This window comes from Bacillus sp. FSL K6-0268 (genome assembly GCF_038005425.1).
Classification (GTDB): domain Bacteria; phylum Bacillota; class Bacilli; order Bacillales; family Bacillaceae_G; genus Bacillus_A; species Bacillus_A thuringiensis_S.
In genome coordinates, this window is the sequence record NZ_JBBOTF010000003.1 from 1 (window position 1) to 16189 (window position 16189).

Sequence of the window (16189 nt, forward strand, 5' to 3'; positions counted from 1 at the left end):
CTAGATATATATGAGTAAAATTTTATATTTTGAATTTGTACCACTAAAAACAGCAAAAAAGCTATTCTTTTTCTTTAGGTAATCTTCAAAATCAAATTCTATTTTCTTCATTGGTTGAGTGGGCGTAAATAAAGCAGGCATATAGTGATTTCTAATTCACAATACATGTTATTGAACTTTCGAATATACGCCACCATATATACAATGTCTAATCCTATCCCTATGGATACATATAAATGCTCAGCCTAAAAAACAGCAAATACAAACAAAACCTAGTAAATAATGGATATGCATATATACATAATATATCTGGATATCTTTTGTTATACTTGTACAAAGTTCAAAAACAGGAAAAATTATCATTCATTTATCATTTCTCTAATGCGCAAGACTAGTTTAATATGCAGGGAAAACATTATCATTTCTGAATGGATTGGAGGATTATGATTGCATTAAAGGTCTGAAAATTTAAAATTATAAAGAAATTTTGTTGAGAAATATTATTACAGATGCAAATCCGATTCTTTTTTTGCTATCATTTAATATACCAATATTAATCGGAAGAAAATTCGAAAACCATTTCACAACTGATGTTATTTTCACACACTAGATTGGAATATTTATGTAGGAGGATTATATGAACGTTCAATTAAAGGGAAATGAACAACTTACTGAATTACTTAATGAATGGTATTTACAAATTCGTGCGAGAAATAGAGAAAATTCTACACGATTAAAAAAAGAAATTGATGAACACATTAATGACCTTGCAGATAATCAAAATTTACTTTTTTATTATTCGCTTCTTGATTTTAGACATGACTATTTAATCAATAACATGGGCATTTCTAAAAATAGTTTTGACAAAATCGAAGATTTCGAAACTCCAAAAGAAGATTACCTAGCATATTACTACCACTTTTTTAAGGCCATTCACTCAAATGCAGTTGGAAGTTATAATTTAGCAAAAGAGCATTATGAAAAAGCTGAAGTTCTACTAATACACATTCCTGATGATCTTGAAAAAGCTGAATTCTATTATAATTTAGCCATTTTTCATTACCATATTCATCAAGCTCTTTTCGCCATAAAATATGCAAATATATCCAAGGATATATTTATTAATAACGCTGATTGCGAATTGAAAATTTCCTATTGTAATAATCTTTTAGGATTAGCTTGTACTCACTTAAACGAATTCGAGATGGCAGAAGAATATTTCCTCACAGCAATAGACTTATTTCGTACATTCGGTAACGAAAGAGATATTTTGATTGCTCGTCAAAATTTGGGGTTAATGTATGCTGCACAAAAGCAATCTGTCTTGGCAGTTCGCTATTTATCTGAAGTAAATGAGAAGATGTCAAATAACTATAGAGCACTTTTTATTGAAGCTAAACAACGCCTAAGGTTAGGAGAAACAGAAATTGCATCAGATCTTATAAAAAAAGGACTACATATTTGTAAAGAATTAGAGATACTAGAATACCAATATCACTTTGAAATTCTTGATAATTTATGCAACAAAGCTGAAACTGAAATTTTAGAAAATACTATTTTAGCAGGAATGGCATACTTTAACCAAGAAAAACTATGGGAGTATATTCAAGAATATTACGAAATTTTAGCTCTTCAGTTTTATAACGATACACAATTCGAAAAATCCAGCACATATTTCCATTTAACTTATCAGGCAAAGGAAAAAACCATTAGCAAAGAGGTGTTAAAATGAAGCTCTTAAAACTAAGTTTAGTAAGTCTTATCGCTATAGGCATTTTTACAATTGGAAATCCTTCTATCGGATTAGATGTCCAACAAGCTAGCAGTGCTATAGTTAGTTATGCACATGGCAATACTGGCTGAGAGTATTACTCATAAAAAAGGGAAATAGCCGCATTACAAATGTAATGCGGCTATTTCCCCTTCTCTAATAAGTAAGCACTCCATCATGTCATTATGCATCTTGTTGTTTTTTGCTTCTTTTCATAAAAATGTTACTCTTAAAGTTCATTTTAAAAAAATATTAATTCGTCCACTTGTTGATATCTATATTTCTTTCTATAGGCTTATTTACTGGATCTTCTTGAATTTTTTCTTTCGATTTTTCAATATGAACATCTTTCGGCTGATTTTCTTCAATTACATTACCCTCTTCTGGCTGTTTGTATGTTAAAGGTGATTTGGAAGGTAAACCTCTTGGGATATCTCCTTGTAGCATACCTTTTGCACTTAACAAGTCTTTCGCCATTCCAAGCTTTATTTCTTCGTTATCAACACTTTGTGTCCCGTATAACGCTATAAAATGTTCTAACACCTTTCTAGTAGCTTCATTAGGGTTTTCCTGTGATTCTATCCAAACAAATAGTTCTGGACATCTTTGACGCATTTTTTCCGATAATGGAATTTGAATCGCTTTTGGTTTAGCCATCATAATCACCTATTTTACTTGTTCTTTTTGAAATGCAATTGAACTAAATACTGTCATGCCTTTAACATTCATTTCCGTTGCTTTCTTAGCATTAATCCATAATATTTTAATTTTTTTAGAATCACAAATTTCTTTTAGGTCTTCGAAAAGATTTTCTTTTAATTGGATACTTCCACCGCCATAGACAACCACGACTTCTACATCATATTTTAAATCTTGTAATTTAGTTTCCGCAGTATCTAATACTTCATCAGCTAAATTAAATTTAGCTCTTGCTAAGAACTTTTTAGCATCTTCATAATATTTAGGATGCTCTTCTTTTAGATATCCGGCAAACTCTTGTCTTTCTATAGAAAAACCCCATTCATCTTCGAAATCTTTTTTAGCACGTTCAATCGCATGACCTATACCATGTCTTTCTCCCGAACTGTGATCATTATCATAATCATAACCTTTTGTAACAACATATTCTGTTGTTCCATCACCAATGTCTATGTGTAGAAGACGTTTTTCTTGGAAGTATTCACCCGTTATATCTTTCATATCATAAGTTTCTTTAAACTCATTAAATATGTCATCATTTCTATATTTCCCATTACCATCCTCGATTAAAGCAAATAGGGCAATAGTCCCTTCTTGTACAACAATTACTTTTTCAAATTTCAAAGTTACATAAACTCTCAAATCACCCACAGTTACCGTTACATGGTGACTACTATTTGTAAATCTTTCGGAGAGTTGTTTTGCCTTTTCTTTTGTCCATTCACTAGCTGGTAAAGCTGTAACCATAGAAACAATTGCTTCTATATTTGTGCCTTCTTCTATAGAGTTTTGATTTTTAAACATATCTTTAACCGAACGACAAGCAATTGCACTAACTGTTGTCATAATTGTAGTATCTTGTCTATGCTTACCACGGTTTGATTTAATGTTAAGATTCTGAAGATCTTCACCAGAGCGAATGGCACGTTCTCCCACAAACACCCTTTGAGCTACTTGACCTTTCAAAGCTGATGAATTAACAGTAACATCCATATTATGAATTAATCCATGCACTAAGTCTTCAATTTTTTTATCTTGCGGAACAGGCTCTTTATACACATAACTATATGTGTTTGGAAATTTCATCATTTCTCCATTAATTGTAATCTTCTTCTCGGAATTACCATTGTCATCTTCTACAAAATAATTGAATTTCATTTATATTACCCCTTCCTTATCGAAAAATAATTTATTTTAAATCATTTTAACTTATATTAATTACATTTTACTGTGATTAACCAGAAAAAGCAACATGAATAAATAAATATAAATTATTTTAATTTAAAATGATTTTTAATTGAGATGTCACTTCAAAAAATACAATCCAGTTGATTTAAAGTGATTTATTCTAACTTAAAATAATTTACTTTAAATATGTTTTTTCCAAAATTCCCACCACTTTTTTTCCTTTTGTTTGTTTTGAGATGCTACTAAAAGTTGTTTAGTTTCTTGTATCTCTCTAACATGTGTTAATAGCAAATTATCTCGTTCCTTGTATCTGTTCTCCATGCGTTCTAACCGTTCGGCATTCATGGTCTCAATACGTTCGAGCTGTTGAATTTTCTCTTTTAGTAATATCTGTTCTTGGAGTAATTGTTCTATAAAACCTTTAGGTAAATTCATTACGTTCTCTGATAGAACGCTAGGCGTTCTGTTATCATTCTCTAGATCATTATCTGTTTCAACTTCAGTAAAAGGAACAGATACAACAACCTTCACGGCTCCTTCAATACTCATTCCAGCCTCTTGAATCAGCTTTTTCATCTGTTCTAGTACTTTAATATCCTTTTGAACAAAAGCACGACTATTTTTTGCACCTTTTACAAAAGAATATTGTTCCTGTTCTAAAGCTATACACCATTTTCTAAGTGTACTTGTACCTATTTCTAAGCGTTCGGCAACATCTTTTGTCCAAAATGAGCGTTCTTGCAATTGTTCGCCCTCCTTTATTTTTTATATAGAACGTTTCCACATTAATTGTCCAAAATCCTATAATTTATTTTTTTCTATATAAAGAGATTCCCTAAACTTCGTTGAAAATTGCTATTTAAAATTAAAACGTATGCCTTTTCCACAAAAAGTCAAATAAACGAATTTATAATAAGTTTAAAATTGTAAATTCATAGGGAATCTCTTTAGCTTATTTTAAGATTGCTGTAATTATCATTGGTAAAAAGTATTTCCTCCCTAAGGAGTGACAAAATTCACTTTTTAAAATACAAATTAAAAATGAAATTACTTTATTTATTAAATCTTGTTTTAAAAAAGTAAAACCAATAAAAACATTAGAAATAAAATATAGCCTTTTATGCTTACTCTGACAGGTGTTCTAGAATTATAGCTTAGTAAATTTCTAGGTTAAAATGTGGGTAAATTTAGGGATATTCATTTTTAAAAGGGAAGGCTTTTTTTACTAGAATTTTAAGCGGAATATGAAAATCCTCATGCAAAATGTGGTTGTTTTTTTCTTTAAGCGTTTGAAGAAGCTTAAAGAAAGTGGGGGATTAATAAAGACATGACGAATAGCCTTGCTATATGTGATTTTTTTCAAGCAAGGCTAAATAATAATTATTTTTTGGAAAATGAGGTTTACGAATTCGGAACAAGCATTTTTTTGAATACATCGAAGGGGATTGTACTATTATTCTTTTTATCCATCCCCATATTTGCAAGACGTTTTTGAGATTCAATTATTCTTTGTTTTTGATAAAACTTTAATTTCTCACTAAACATTTTCATAAAATGAGCTGGAGCGCTATAGTCAGCTTTGTTATCTCTAAACCATTTAACAGATTCTTCAAAAGCCCACTCACCAGACGTTTCTAAGTTATCTAAATCTGGTGGCAACCTTAAAGCAATGACATAAGCATCATTTTCAGTTAAATTTGTTACACGCTGACTCATTATATGGTGGTAAGCTCTTTTCTGATCTTCACTTAAGTAAGTGTTTAAGTCTTCCTCTCGCTTCTGAGTAGAAGTAGGTTCAGATTGTAATTCTTTTTCCATTTCAATATTAAAAATATCTAATCCATTAGGGGAAACAGATATTTGAGTTTCATCTTCAGATTCACTTTTTTCTTTTGAGGTTTTTTTCTTTAAAAAGTCTGTGAAAGTAGAGCATATATCAATAGCTAAAGCCCATTTCACCTTGAAGTATTCAATGATTTTTAAATAATTATTATGTATAGTCAAGATGTAAACGGAAGGAGCGATCTTTCCGTGCCGTCTTACCTTTATTTGTTGGCATATTCCTAAATCTTGCAGCCATTTCAACACGTAATTAATAATTGGTTTAGAAATACCCGATTTTTTACAAATATGCTCTTGCCTTACTTGGGCATAACCTTCTTGTACTAAATAAGATAAAACAGTCTCAAAGGCTTCAAATTGTCTTTTGGTAAGGTAATCTTTTGTGGTAACACCTTCATATTCATCATGGACAATATTATCAATATAAGTAGTAACTTTCTTGATTGATTGATTAATAGTTCCTGGTGTTTTGGATAAATGTTTAATTCGAGGACTTAATTCAGCTTTTGCTCGACTAAGCAAAAAGTTTTTTAATAACACAGAAAAAACCTCCTATTTTTTCCACCACAAATAAACAGAAAAATGCTGGAAAAGTAGAGGTTTTTATTCACATTATATTTTTTACATGCTATAATAAATATGTAGAAAATATAATTATAAATAAGCCCCCTACTCTGATTGAGTTTTTAATTGGTTCACCGGCCAAAGTGATTTGCCAATTAAAAACAGGTTGTGGTAGGGTTTATTTTTTTTATTTTGCTTTCATAACTTTAATAAGGTTATATTTCTTTATATATCCTATTGTATAACTATTATTATGAGATATCAATCGTTAATGTAAGAATAAAAGATTGTAACTTAAGAAAAGCCTCCGGTTAATTTGAACTGGAGGCTTTAATTTCGTATTTGATATATTTTCTGAAATTCATATATTCTTCTTGTAACTTTTCATACTTATAACTAATAAATTCTGTGTATTCATGAAGTTGCTTCTCTAATTTTTCTTTTTTGTTTAGTGGTAATGTAAGTAGATCTTCATAAAGGTCATGTGTCATAAAAGGCAGTTCGTGATTTTGTTCAACCTCTGTATCTTCTATATTATTATCCATTTTTGTTTGATGTCTTTCTAAAGCCAATTCCCTATTTTGAATGGTTTGAGTATTGCCAACCAAATAATCTGTACTGACTTGGAAAAGATTAGCCATAACTATTAAAACGCTATATGGAGGTTCAGCCCCTTTATTTTCCCAATTTGAAACGGTTGTTTGAGCGAAACTTGTTCCACTAACTTCTCCTATTTTTTCACCTAGCTGTTTCATGCTCCATCCAGCTTCTAGTCTTAATGTTTTTACACGTGCTCCAAAAATACTCATTTTATTTTCCTCCCTCTTAATTTTAGGATATGATGTGCGTTTTTTTTGCTAGATATACGTCTGTTTTAACTTCTGAGAGGGTTACTTAACTTCAAAGGTGATTAAAATATAAATAAAAACAATAAAAATTAAAAAAAACAGTTGTTTTAACTTTAAAAGTGATATAATATATTTGTAAGGATAACCGAAAGGAGGTTAAAAAATGACTTTAAAGCATGAGAGAAAAGCTCGGAATTGTTCCTTAGAGTTCCTTTCTCAAATATTAAACATTAGTCCACAAGTGCTACATTCTATAGAAAAAGGAAAATCTGGAGTGAATGCAGAACGAGCAGAAAAGATCTCTACTATTTTTAATAAACCTGTAGAATACTTTTTCATACCGACTTACTATAAGGTTCGTGAAGAAGTAACTTCATAGTAATTGATTACAAAAAGATGAAATTCAACTAACTTTCTAGATTAATTATAGTGAAAAATATTCAAAATTCAAATGGAATTACTGGTTTTTGAAAACCAAACACATATATTAAGGGGTTCTGGTGCAAAAAAATTAGGTTAATTGCAAGTAATCTCTAAACCTTGGACATACTGATAGTATTACTCTATAAAAGGTGTGTGATCAGTATGAAAAAGGACAATTTGTTTAAATGGAAGCATTACCAACCGAATATCATTGTATTAACTGTACGTTGGTACCTACGGTACAATCTAAGTTTTCGAGACTTGGTGGAAATGATGGAAGAAAGAGGATTATCTTTAGCTCATACAACGATTATGCGCTGGGTCCATCAATACGGACCGGAACTGGATCAACGGATTCGATGTCATCTGAAACAAACAAATGATTCATGGCGAGTGGATGAAACATATATAAAAGTAAAAGGGCAATGGATGTATTTATACCGTGCGGTTGATTCTGAAGGAAATACGATTGACTTCTATCTCAGTAAAACTAGAAATCATAAGGCTGCAAAGCGATTCTTTAAAAAGGCTTTGCATTCTTTTCATGCCTCAAAACCTCGTACAATCACAATTGATAAAAATCCTGCTTATCCAGTTGCCATCACTAAATTAAAGAGCGAGAAAAAAGTGCCGTTAGGCACTCAAATTCGGCAGATAAAATATCTAAATAACGTAGTGGAACAAGACCATCGATTCATTAAAAAACGTGTACGCTCTATGTTAGGATTTAAATCTTTTGGCACCGCTACATGTATACTTGCAGGAGTAGAAGCCATGCATATGATAAAAAAAGAACAGGTTGATTTACGGGATCAGTCTGTTCAAAATCAAAAAGAATTTATTCATCAATTATTTGGATTAACAGCGTAAAGAATGATTCCAATAGGAATCCTCATTATTTCTTGGGAACGTATCCTTTCTTTGCACCAGAACCCTCTTTTTTATAAAAATATGCAATTTTGGTACAAAGTTTAAAAACATAAACCAACGGAGAATGAAGATCGATGTTTAGGACGAATCCCTTTTTTCCTGAACACGGCGCTATGTTGTGGGCTGAACGGCAACACCATGTTCTTTTAGAGGGATTCGATATAAATAGCGAATCTCCTCGGAATTTGTATGAATCATGACGAATCAAACATTTGTTTAAAAGCAATAGTTTTACTTATACAATTTATGCGTGCAACAGCAATCAAAACCTATCAAGGGGATTCTCTTCACGTGTATCACGTCTTCGCCAAATTTTGCAAGATATGATTAAGTATAATAAATATCTACTAAGGGGACAGTTACACACTCCTTATATAATAGGAAGAAACTTGATTTTTTCTTTCAAAGTGTCAATCATTTTTATCCATATATATCCTCGTTGCTCGCCCCTCATATTCTTTGACTAATTTATAAAAAGAAGAACGCTTTATATTATATTTTCTCATTGCCCCGACTGCTGTAATCTCTCCAGACTGCCATTCCCGGTATGCCTCAATAAATTGATCTGTAATTTGTACCGGTGGTCTTCCTAAATGTTTTCCTTTTTTCTTTGCTAATGCAATCCCTTCCGCTTGTCGTTGTTTAATATCATTTCTTTCCTTTTCTGCAAAAGCGGATAAAATGGTCAGGGTTGCTTTTTGTACAGCTTGCTGAATCACATCGTTTGTACTTTCGCCATTATAATTCACATTAATAAAGGGCTCTTTAATAAATTGCAAATTAATACGCTGTTGTTCAAAATAACGAAATTCTTCTAACACATCATTCATACTACGACCTAACCTTGTCAAAGAATCAAAAACAATTGTATCGCCTGAACGAGCTAATCGTTTTAACATTTGATAATTTTCTCTCTTCATATTTTTACCAGATTGCTTATCAATAAAAATATCCCGATCTTCTATTCCAAGATATTTCATATTTTCAATCTGACGTTCTTCATTTTGGTCTTTACTGGAAACTCTGACATATCCAAACTTTTTATCTTGCAACATTTTCACCTCAACCATAATTATAGCTCATTTATATCTGTAAAGGTATATAAAAATTAAAGATGTCTGTAAAATAAAAAACTAACTTTTATGGACGTGTCTTTCCCTATGTTTCTATGTATCTGAAAAAGTACACCTTTACGAACTGTTAAATAAAAAAGAACAGACTATTGAAATAGTCTGCCCATAGGTAAAAGATGAAATGAAAGTTACGCAAATATATAGTATAATAAATTTCTAAATAATAAAAGGTATTAACAAAAAAAGAACGGTTCTATTGGCATAGTCCGTCCTTCGAGAAGGGAATAATGACAGTTATTCTTCTTAAGTATACTTAATAAAACAGAAAATTCAATCTATTATATATTGAGAAAATATTCATCTTCTGAAATAAGGTGGTTGTTATGAATAAAGGCGATGCCATTTTAAGATTGCTATCAGAAATTAAGTTGGAACTTAAGGAAGTAAAAGAACAGGTGGAACAAATGCAAATAAAGTTAGATACATTCAAACAACAAAGTCAAGTGAAGAACAAAGTAGAGCAAAAGAAACAAAAAACAAAGATAAACGCTGATAAAAAAGATAAGCAATATTGGAAATATCCAGCTAAAATGAAATAACAAATTGAACAGTGCCTTCCCATGATATATAATGAGTATGCACCATTCTTTTATTCAGTTGTGGGAATGCGAGAATGATACAACCGTAGACGTCTCTTATTTCCTCCTATACTTTCCACACATGAAATGTAAAGGAGTGCTTGTGTATATGATTTTTTTATATCGATTTGACGTAAAGGAGAATCATATTCATTTTGTTTTAAATGAACAAATCGCTGCTGATATGCTTCCGCAATATGATGTCCTGTTGAAACCATTAGTGACATTTTTAGCTGAAACGTTACAATTGTATTGCTCGTTAAGTGAGCAACCCACTTTGTTAACAAGTAAAATACAGGACAGCGGTGAAATAGAAGTAATGTCAAATCAAGAATTAGGACAATGTATAGATGGATATATAAAAGACCGCATGATTTTGAAAAATGGCAAACGAATTGCCGATATTTTAATGGAAATTCGGAATGCTCATACCATATACCACTAAACTTAGAGGACTAGTTATAGATGTGAAAATATTCAATTATAAAATGAATAGAACAGAATGCTTTTTTATTTTTCCATAGTAACATGAAAAAATAGAAGTAAGTTGGATACACATAGATATAGAAGACAGGAGAGGGGTTATAGTGGACAAATCATGGTCTGGAAATTCTACACAATTATTACAAGAAATTGATTGGAAAATGAGCCGAATTGAGTCTATCCTTCAGCAGGTTTCTGTCGACGGATTAATAGAAGAAGCATATGAGATTCACGAGATGCTTATAAAAGTGTCCCAGTTATTGCTCATCTTACAACAAGACCTCAAAATGACACCACTGGCAAAAGGACTAAGTTTACAACTCCAAAGTATACAGGAACAGTACAATCGATTGTTTAGTAAGGGAGAAATATCTCTAGACATTTCAGAATAATCTGACAATAACAGAGAGACATCTCATGCGATGGGATGTCTCTCTGTTATTGTTCCAAAATATGGCGTACTTCCGACATATCCATATTGGTAAACTTCGAAATATCTTCTATATCCATGCCATTTTTATGCATGCCTCGGATAAGTTGGATTTTTCCTTCTTGAATCCCTTCTTCTTTCCCAACTTTTTTCCCTTTTTCCATACCTTCTTCTATACCAACCTCACGAGCATGTGCTAATTTCGCTTGTTCATCAAATAACACTTTTTCACGTGCTTCATATGCGAGACGGAAAGAGCTACTCTGACTCATATTTTCCCATTTGTGGATTGCCTTCTGTAACATTGGATCTTGTTTCATGGCGATATCCTCCAACGTGTGGGTTAAATGTTCATCTTCGTGCGCTGGTAGTAAAAGTAACCAACGAGCGAATTCATTTTCCCACGGATTAATTTTTTCTTCTCTCCATTGTCTTACTAGCTTTGGAATCTCGATGAAATGTATTTCTAGGTCTTCAAGTAACACTTCCTTCTGTTGCCTGCTCCAAAATTGTCCGACTGTATGCATATCATCATAATGAGGAAAGAGCTTAAAATCTAATAGATTGATGGCAATCGTTTTTCGCAAAGAGCGGTAAGGCATACCCTGCTCTAATTGGGATGTATATAACTTACTCCAATAATACAGGGAGCGTTTCACAATTTCTTGTGTATTTCGCAACTGAATTTCAATATTAACTTTTGTTTCATCTTGAAGTGTCGCTAATATATCTAGTATGGATAATTTATCTTCTTCGTATTCTTTATGGAGGTGTGGGTCTTCAATTTTTAGCGATACTATCGGTATAGATAAGGATTCATGCAAGATTGCATTTAAAAAAGAAATCAGTAATTCCTCTTGTCCCTGTACACCAAATAATTGCTTAAAAGCATAATCAACTCGTAAATTCACTAAAGGTTGATTCATAGAGTGAGTCACCTTTCTTATTTCGTATTCTGTCTTTTTTGTTATTCCCCTTTTTCGGGGGAATGGGCAAAGAAAGTATATATCTATTGTAGCGGAGGAAGGAGAGAAGAAGCAACCTTTGTTTTGGGTGTTTTATTTTATTCTTTTTATTATGATACGTGAAATTTTATAAACCTCTTGTATATGCACTTATTCTCACTGATTTATATCCCTTTCTACCTGAAATATTTACTATCCATCTTTTCATCCCCTTATCTATTCGGATGGATGCTTTTTATCTTTCAAGACCTAAATTGTGTTCGGCGCTTTCTTCTCTTTCGTTATAGAGGAATCTGAGCATTCGTTTTTTATCACCCTCGGCTAATAAATTGGATTCAATTGTCATTTATTAGGTGATATTCAAGTGAACAGAACATTATCCTGTACATCCTGAATTACATGTGAATCGTCAAATGGGCCGAACAGTAATACACCGCTCGTTGCTTCAACTCTTCGTACGTGCATAATCTTTGTTTCTCAAATAATTTCGGATGTTTCTGTCTATAGTATTGGAACAATTCTTCTCCATTATTTCGTATACGATACCGACGCGTTTCTCTAATTGTACCTGGGATTTCTTCCGGATCAAATTGTCCTAGAATTTGTAATGCTTGTGAAGAGGGAATTTCTTTCCCTGTCACATAGGCATGGATAAAAATGATTTCTTTTATTGTGATATACGTGTAATATAAATTCCCACCCATAGAAGCCCCCTCTTCTCGTTTTATTTTTATATCCGTACATAACTAGGCAGATACACGAAACTAGCTGTTTAGCCCATCAGTACGTAAAGCGCTTGTTTCACTTGTTTATCGTCCACTCGATAAAATACTTCTGTTCCTTTGCGTTCATGTGATAACACTTTATGATTTCTCATTTTATGGAGATGTTGTGAAACCGTAGATTGCGGCAATGTTAAAATCTGTTGTAATTCGGTCACATTTAAAGTCTGTTTCCTGACTAATTGATGTACAATTTGTAGACGGACAGGATGTGCCAATACTCTCAGTATTTCCGCACCTCGTTCGAGTTCATAATCAAGATCGTTGAGCTCCATATAAAAAACATTTGTCATCTTCTTTCGCCTCATTCTTTGTTCAGGGTATTTTCTTATATACACGTGTTTTCATTCGCAAAGAATCTAACATGTTACACGTACAAACTATCTTGCACCGTTCTCTTTCTCCCCTTATACTAAAATAAATACAATTTACAATAAGAGGTGCTATATGAATAAAACAGAATTAATTACGCAAGTAGCAGTCAAAACAGGACTAAAAAAATCACATGCCAGTTTAACTGTAGATACCCTATTAGAATCCATTCAACACGTGTTGCAAAATGGTGACAATGTCCAACTAATTGGATTTGGGACATTCGAGGTCCGAGAACGTGCTGCACGAGAAGGACGGAATCCAAGTACGGGAGAATCTCTTATCATTCCTGCGAAAAAAGCACCTGCCTTTAAAGCCGGTAAACAATTAAAAGAAGCAGTAAACAACTAAATATGTATCTGTCTGTCTATCTATCAGACTACAGAAGCATGAAATCATTGGGATTCATGCTTTTTTTATAATCGAATCGTTGAAATCGCATGTTTATAAATCAGATGATTTTTATCATCGAATTCTACCAAAATAGAAAATGCATCATATTCTTTTACAATTCCTTTCATATGAAATCCATTGATTAAAATCAAAGAAGTGACCTTCTTCTTTTGTATGACTTCTTGTAATAACCGTTCCTGCATCGATACGGTATTTCTAGCTCTTTCTTTTAAAATAGGTTGTGATTTTTTCTCCATCCTGCATTCCCCCCTCGTATTCTCAAACTCTTTCCAGATACTGTTCTAATTCCTCCAGAAGCTGTTTCGCTCCTTCTGGACTCAACGTCAGCTGTCCGTCCGCTAGTTTGATGTTCTGGGAAGAAATTTCTCCTGTTACAAGACACGTACCGTCCGATTTATATTTCTGTAAAATTACACTTTCCTCTTCTACAAATATTTCTATGGCATCTTTTTCGTGGATATCAAGCGTACGCCTTGTTTCCCTTGGTATCACAATCCGTCCTAACTGGTCTATTCTTCGTACGATCCCTGTTGATTTCATCCTTCTGTTTTTCTCCTTTTCAAATAGAATATTTTCTCTCTTGTTACCGTTTTTATTCGGGTGAAATGTATGTATACTTTATAACATATTGTTTACAACACGGGAAGCTATTCATGTCTACATCCTATATTTCCTATTTACCAAAAAATTAAGAAGAAACAAGAAACACTTCGGAAATTAACAAAACTATATGGATTCACACATCCGTTAGTGGTCGCCTATAATCAAGAATTAGATCCATTAGTCGTTCTTGCCATGCGCTATCTTTCCTCTTGATGAAGGAGAAATTCGAATTCTTTATACACATGTCTCCTCTATTTTACCATACTTTTTCATAGAATGGTTTTTATAACCATTTTCGCATAAAATTTTTCTTTTTGTACATCCTAACATGACAATCCCATCCTACTACTGTTATTTGCACCAAAACTACATCTGTTTCGTTGGATTGTCATTGCTTATTTTTCCTTAACTCCATTCAAAATGAGGGCAAGACATGTCAAATATACATCGTTTTGTCCTTATTTTATGATTTCTCTCAAAAATAAAATGGAATACATCACCTAGAAAACGTATAAAAAAAACAGATTTCACATATAGTAAAAACAGCAATTCCATCCTACATCTATAACAATTGTATACCGATTATCTGACACAATCGACATTGGAATTGCGCTTTCTCCCGAAAGGCTTACGGACACAGAAAGACGTACTGTATTTCAGTACGTCTTTTCTCATACATCCCTATTTACCTTAACAAATCGGCGTTCCGATTCTTTCATTTTTTAATCGAATCTGTTCCTCTTCTTCGATTCTTCTGTTTTCTAACTCACTTTCTAATTTCCGATACCACTTTCCCTTTTTACGTGTGAAATACGTCTTTACTTCTACATACGGTATCCAAATATCACGTGCCTGCATTCGTTCCATCACACTATCTATCATATACTCTTCTTCAAAGCGTTTAGGTTTTCGCAAATACACGGCGATAAAACCTCGATATTCTTCTTGTAGCCATTCTGCGATCAAATTCTTCTGATTCTGCTTCAAACGTGACCATTTCTTGTTCGTTTGGAGAATTTGACCATTCACGATATCATGATTTTTCATCGTTCTCCCTCACTTTTCTCACCGTTATTTATTCTTTTATTATACCATATTCTCATTTTTTTCAATGACAGACTATGCAACTATACCCCAAAAGGCTAACAGTTCCGCAAGGAACAGGTCGTATTTTCTTCCGTTTCTCTTCAGAAAATCTCCACCTTTGGAGAGGGCCACTTCACCTTGTTTCGCAGCCCTCTCCATCCTTGCCCAACTCTTTTCGGCACGTCAACGTATCGTTGCGGTTCTGGTGCAAAAAAGCGAAATGATTTGAAAATGCTCTTTCAAACTTGGCAATACTGGTGCTATTACTAAAAAAAAGTGTGTGATCAGTATGGAAAAAGAAAATATATTCAAATGGAAACAGTATCAGCCTGATATCATTGTATTAACCGTACGTTGGTACCTGCGGTACAACTTAAGTCTTCGTGATTTAGTGGAAATGATGGAGGAAAGAGGATTATTCTTAGTACATACAACAATTATGCGATGGGTGCATCAATATGGACCAGAATTAAATGAGCGTATTCGAAAACATTTGAAACCAACCAATGATTCTTGGCGTGTGGATGAAACATACATCAAAATCAAAGGAGAGAAAATGTACTTATATCGCGCGATTGATTCTGAAGGAAACACGATTGATTTTTATTTAAGTCGTAAAAGAGATGCGAAGGCTGCCAAACGTTTTCTAAAGAAAGCCTTGGCTTCTGTTCATGCCACAAAACCTCGTTCGATAACTGCTGATGGCGATAAAGCCTATCCTGTTGCAGTACGTGAACTAAAGGAAGAAAAGTGTATACCACACGGTATACCACTTCGTGTAAAAAAATACTTAAACAATATCATTGAGCAAGATCATCGGTTTATCAAAAAACGGATTCGGAATATGCTAGGATTGAAATCATTCCCTACAGCTATAAAAATGATTACTGGAATAGAAGCTATGCATATGATCAAAAAAGGACAAACTCTCCAAGGGGAGAAGTCTGTCCAAAAGCAGATATATCTTATCAATGAACTCTTTGGTTTAACAGCATAAAGTTCCATTCCGTTAGGAATCTTCTATTCTTTTTTCACATTCCACTATTGTTGCACCAGAACCGGTATGAAATGCTAAGAA

At 32.9% G+C, this 16189-nt stretch carries 22 protein-coding genes; 10 read left to right on the top strand and 12 right to left on the bottom strand.

The window, feature by feature from the left end; genetic code table 11:
* Positions 1-637 precede the first annotated feature (637 nt).
* Positions 638-1732, top strand: coding sequence for a Rap family tetratricopeptide repeat protein (locus MHI28_RS33275; protein ID WP_340828824.1), 1095 nt, complete (start codon positions 638-640; stop codon positions 1730-1732).
* A complete protein-coding gene (locus MHI28_RS33280) occupies positions 1729-1863 on the top strand; it encodes a hypothetical protein (protein WP_340828826.1) in 135 nt (44 codons plus the stop codon). Before MHI28_RS33275 ends, MHI28_RS33280 begins: the two co-directional genes overlap by 4 nt.
* 160 nt (positions 1864-2023) lie before the next feature.
* On the opposite strand, the gene MHI28_RS33285 is transcribed toward MHI28_RS33280, so the two are convergent.
* The 5 genes from MHI28_RS33285 to MHI28_RS33305 form a co-directional block, all read right to left on the bottom strand.
* The gene (locus tag MHI28_RS33285; protein ID WP_255258254.1) at positions 2024-2428 is read right to left on the bottom strand and encodes a hypothetical protein; all 405 of its coding nucleotides are present in this window, start codon (positions 2426-2428) and stop codon (positions 2024-2026) included.
* Positions 2429-2437: 9 nt separating this feature from the next.
* A complete protein-coding gene (locus MHI28_RS33290) occupies positions 2438-3628 on the bottom strand; it encodes a ParM/StbA family protein (RefSeq protein WP_340828828.1) in 1191 nt (396 codons plus the stop codon).
* A gap of 210 nt (positions 3629-3838) precedes the next feature.
* The gene (locus tag MHI28_RS33295) at positions 3839-4402 is read right to left on the bottom strand and encodes a DUF3967 domain-containing protein (RefSeq protein WP_340828829.1); all 564 of its coding nucleotides are present in this window, start codon (positions 4400-4402) and stop codon (positions 3839-3841) included.
* Positions 4403-5059: 657 nt separating this feature from the next.
* Positions 5060-6040, bottom strand: a complete 981-nt coding sequence (locus tag MHI28_RS33300; protein ID WP_340828830.1) for a Replicase RepFR55 — start codon at positions 6038-6040, stop codon at positions 5060-5062.
* 335 nt (positions 6041-6375) lie between these two features.
* Entirely contained in the window at positions 6376-6873 is a 498-nt protein-coding gene (locus MHI28_RS33305; protein WP_340828831.1) for a helix-turn-helix domain-containing protein, read from the bottom strand.
* A 202-nt stretch (positions 6874-7075) separates the two neighbouring features.
* Between MHI28_RS33305 and MHI28_RS33310 the strand changes: the two genes are divergently transcribed.
* Both MHI28_RS33310 and MHI28_RS33315 read left to right on the top strand, forming a co-directional pair.
* Positions 7076-7291 carry a helix-turn-helix domain-containing protein gene (locus MHI28_RS33310; RefSeq protein WP_340828832.1) on the top strand — a complete coding sequence of 72 codons (216 nt, stop codon included), beginning with the start codon at positions 7076-7078 and terminating at the stop codon, positions 7289-7291.
* A 206-nt stretch (positions 7292-7497) separates the two neighbouring features.
* Positions 7498-8205 carry an IS6 family transposase gene (locus MHI28_RS33315; protein ID WP_100910638.1) on the top strand — a complete coding sequence of 236 codons (708 nt, stop codon included), beginning with the start codon at positions 7498-7500 and terminating at the stop codon, positions 8203-8205.
* Positions 8206-8675: 470 nt separating this feature from the next.
* On the opposite strand, the gene MHI28_RS33320 is transcribed toward MHI28_RS33315, so the two are convergent.
* Complete coding sequence (locus MHI28_RS33320) at positions 8676-9335, bottom strand: recombinase family protein (protein WP_100910708.1); 660 nt, start codon at positions 9333-9335, stop codon at positions 8676-8678.
* A 386-nt stretch (positions 9336-9721) separates the two neighbouring features.
* Here MHI28_RS33320 and MHI28_RS33325 point away from each other — a divergent pair, with 386 nt between their 5' ends.
* The 3 genes from MHI28_RS33325 to MHI28_RS33335 all read left to right on the top strand — a co-directional run bounded on the left by MHI28_RS33325 (position 9722) and on the right by MHI28_RS33335 (position 10851).
* On the top strand, positions 9722-9937 hold the full coding sequence (locus MHI28_RS33325) for a hypothetical protein (RefSeq protein ID WP_078188144.1): 216 nt from the start codon (positions 9722-9724) through the stop codon (positions 9935-9937).
* 148 nt (positions 9938-10085) lie between these two features.
* A complete protein-coding gene (locus MHI28_RS33330) occupies positions 10086-10421 on the top strand; it encodes a hypothetical protein (RefSeq protein ID WP_176116748.1) in 336 nt (111 codons plus the stop codon).
* A gap of 142 nt (positions 10422-10563) precedes the next feature.
* A complete protein-coding gene (locus MHI28_RS33335; protein ID WP_078188146.1) occupies positions 10564-10851 on the top strand; it encodes a hypothetical protein in 288 nt (95 codons plus the stop codon).
* Positions 10852-10897: 46 nt separating this feature from the next.
* Here the strand turns inward: MHI28_RS33335 and MHI28_RS33340 are convergent, their stop codons facing one another.
* The 3 genes from MHI28_RS33340 to MHI28_RS33350 form a co-directional block, all read right to left on the bottom strand.
* Positions 10898-11815, bottom strand: coding sequence for an Rpn family recombination-promoting nuclease/putative transposase (locus tag MHI28_RS33340; protein WP_100910707.1), 918 nt, complete (start codon positions 11813-11815; stop codon positions 10898-10900).
* A gap of 434 nt (positions 11816-12249) precedes the next feature.
* On the bottom strand, positions 12250-12558 hold the full coding sequence (locus MHI28_RS33345) for a 50S ribosomal protein L7ae (RefSeq protein WP_098806372.1): 309 nt from the start codon (positions 12556-12558) through the stop codon (positions 12250-12252).
* Positions 12559-12626: 68 nt separating this feature from the next.
* Positions 12627-12929, bottom strand: coding sequence for an ArsR/SmtB family transcription factor (locus MHI28_RS33350; protein ID WP_078188149.1), 303 nt, complete (start codon positions 12927-12929; stop codon positions 12627-12629).
* A 154-nt stretch (positions 12930-13083) separates the two neighbouring features.
* On the opposite strand from MHI28_RS33350, the gene MHI28_RS33355 reads away from it, so the two are divergent.
* Complete coding sequence (locus MHI28_RS33355; protein WP_078188150.1) at positions 13084-13359, top strand: HU family DNA-binding protein; 276 nt, start codon at positions 13084-13086, stop codon at positions 13357-13359.
* A 65-nt stretch (positions 13360-13424) separates the two neighbouring features.
* Here the strand turns inward: MHI28_RS33355 and hfq are convergent, their stop codons facing one another.
* Entirely contained in the window at positions 13425-13658 is a 234-nt protein-coding gene (hfq, locus tag MHI28_RS33360; RefSeq protein WP_078188151.1) for an RNA chaperone Hfq, read from the bottom strand.
* Between the two features lie 22 nt (positions 13659-13680).
* Positions 13681-13962, bottom strand: a complete 282-nt coding sequence (locus tag MHI28_RS33365; protein ID WP_078188152.1) for an AbrB/MazE/SpoVT family DNA-binding domain-containing protein — start codon at positions 13960-13962, stop codon at positions 13681-13683.
* Positions 13963-14109: 147 nt separating this feature from the next.
* Between MHI28_RS33365 and MHI28_RS33370 the strand changes: the two genes are divergently transcribed.
* Positions 14110-14238, top strand: coding sequence for an aspartyl-phosphate phosphatase Spo0E family protein (locus MHI28_RS33370; RefSeq protein WP_233937015.1), 129 nt, complete (start codon positions 14110-14112; stop codon positions 14236-14238).
* A 477-nt stretch (positions 14239-14715) separates the two neighbouring features.
* On the opposite strand, the gene MHI28_RS33375 is transcribed toward MHI28_RS33370, so the two are convergent.
* A complete protein-coding gene (locus tag MHI28_RS33375) occupies positions 14716-15072 on the bottom strand; it encodes a hypothetical protein (RefSeq protein WP_000788501.1) in 357 nt (118 codons plus the stop codon).
* 328 nt (positions 15073-15400) lie between these two features.
* Between MHI28_RS33375 and MHI28_RS33380 the strand changes: the two genes are divergently transcribed.
* A complete protein-coding gene (locus MHI28_RS33380) occupies positions 15401-16108 on the top strand; it encodes an IS6 family transposase (protein WP_100910607.1) in 708 nt (235 codons plus the stop codon).
* Positions 16109-16189 lie beyond the last annotated feature (81 nt).

What these genes read in the sequence shown, in the direction of transcription:
- MHI28_RS33275 (WP_340828824.1), top strand. Translation starts at nt 638, where the DNA reads ATGAACGTTCAATTAAAGGGAAATGAACAACTTACTGAATTACTTAAT.
- MHI28_RS33280 (WP_340828826.1), top strand. Translation starts at nt 1,729, where the DNA reads ATGAAGCTCTTAAAACTAAGTTTAGTAAGTCTTATCGCTATAGGCATT.
- MHI28_RS33285 (WP_255258254.1), bottom strand. Translation starts at nt 2,428, where the DNA reads ATGGCTAAACCAAAAGCGATTCAAATTCCATTATCGGAAAAAATGCGT.
- MHI28_RS33290 (WP_340828828.1), bottom strand. Translation starts at nt 3,628, where the DNA reads ATGAAATTCAATTATTTTGTAGAAGATGACAATGGTAATTCCGAGAAG.
- MHI28_RS33305 (WP_340828831.1), bottom strand. Translation starts at nt 6,873, where the DNA reads ATGAGTATTTTTGGAGCACGTGTAAAAACATTAAGACTAGAAGCTGGA.
- MHI28_RS33310 (WP_340828832.1), top strand. Translation starts at nt 7,076, where the DNA reads ATGACTTTAAAGCATGAGAGAAAAGCTCGGAATTGTTCCTTAGAGTTC.
- MHI28_RS33315 (WP_100910638.1), top strand. Translation starts at nt 7,498, where the DNA reads ATGAAAAAGGACAATTTGTTTAAATGGAAGCATTACCAACCGAATATC.
- MHI28_RS33320 (WP_100910708.1), bottom strand. Translation starts at nt 9,335, where the DNA reads ATGGTTGAGGTGAAAATGTTGCAAGATAAAAAGTTTGGATATGTCAGA.
- MHI28_RS33325 (WP_078188144.1), top strand. Translation starts at nt 9,722, where the DNA reads ATGAATAAAGGCGATGCCATTTTAAGATTGCTATCAGAAATTAAGTTG.
- MHI28_RS33330 (WP_176116748.1), top strand. Translation starts at nt 10,086, where the DNA reads ATGATTTTTTTATATCGATTTGACGTAAAGGAGAATCATATTCATTTT.
- MHI28_RS33340 (WP_100910707.1), bottom strand. Translation starts at nt 11,815, where the DNA reads ATGAATCAACCTTTAGTGAATTTACGAGTTGATTATGCTTTTAAGCAA.
- MHI28_RS33345 (WP_098806372.1), bottom strand. Translation starts at nt 12,558, where the DNA reads ATGGGTGGGAATTTATATTACACGTATATCACAATAAAAGAAATCATT.
- MHI28_RS33350 (WP_078188149.1), bottom strand. Translation starts at nt 12,929, where the DNA reads ATGACAAATGTTTTTTATATGGAGCTCAACGATCTTGATTATGAACTC.
- MHI28_RS33355 (WP_078188150.1), top strand. Translation starts at nt 13,084, where the DNA reads ATGAATAAAACAGAATTAATTACGCAAGTAGCAGTCAAAACAGGACTA.
- hfq (WP_078188151.1), bottom strand. Translation starts at nt 13,658, where the DNA reads ATGGAGAAAAAATCACAACCTATTTTAAAAGAAAGAGCTAGAAATACC.
- MHI28_RS33365 (WP_078188152.1), bottom strand. Translation starts at nt 13,962, where the DNA reads ATGAAATCAACAGGGATCGTACGAAGAATAGACCAGTTAGGACGGATT.
- MHI28_RS33375 (WP_000788501.1), bottom strand. Translation starts at nt 15,072, where the DNA reads ATGAAAAATCATGATATCGTGAATGGTCAAATTCTCCAAACGAACAAG.
- MHI28_RS33380 (WP_100910607.1), top strand. Translation starts at nt 15,401, where the DNA reads ATGGAAAAAGAAAATATATTCAAATGGAAACAGTATCAGCCTGATATC.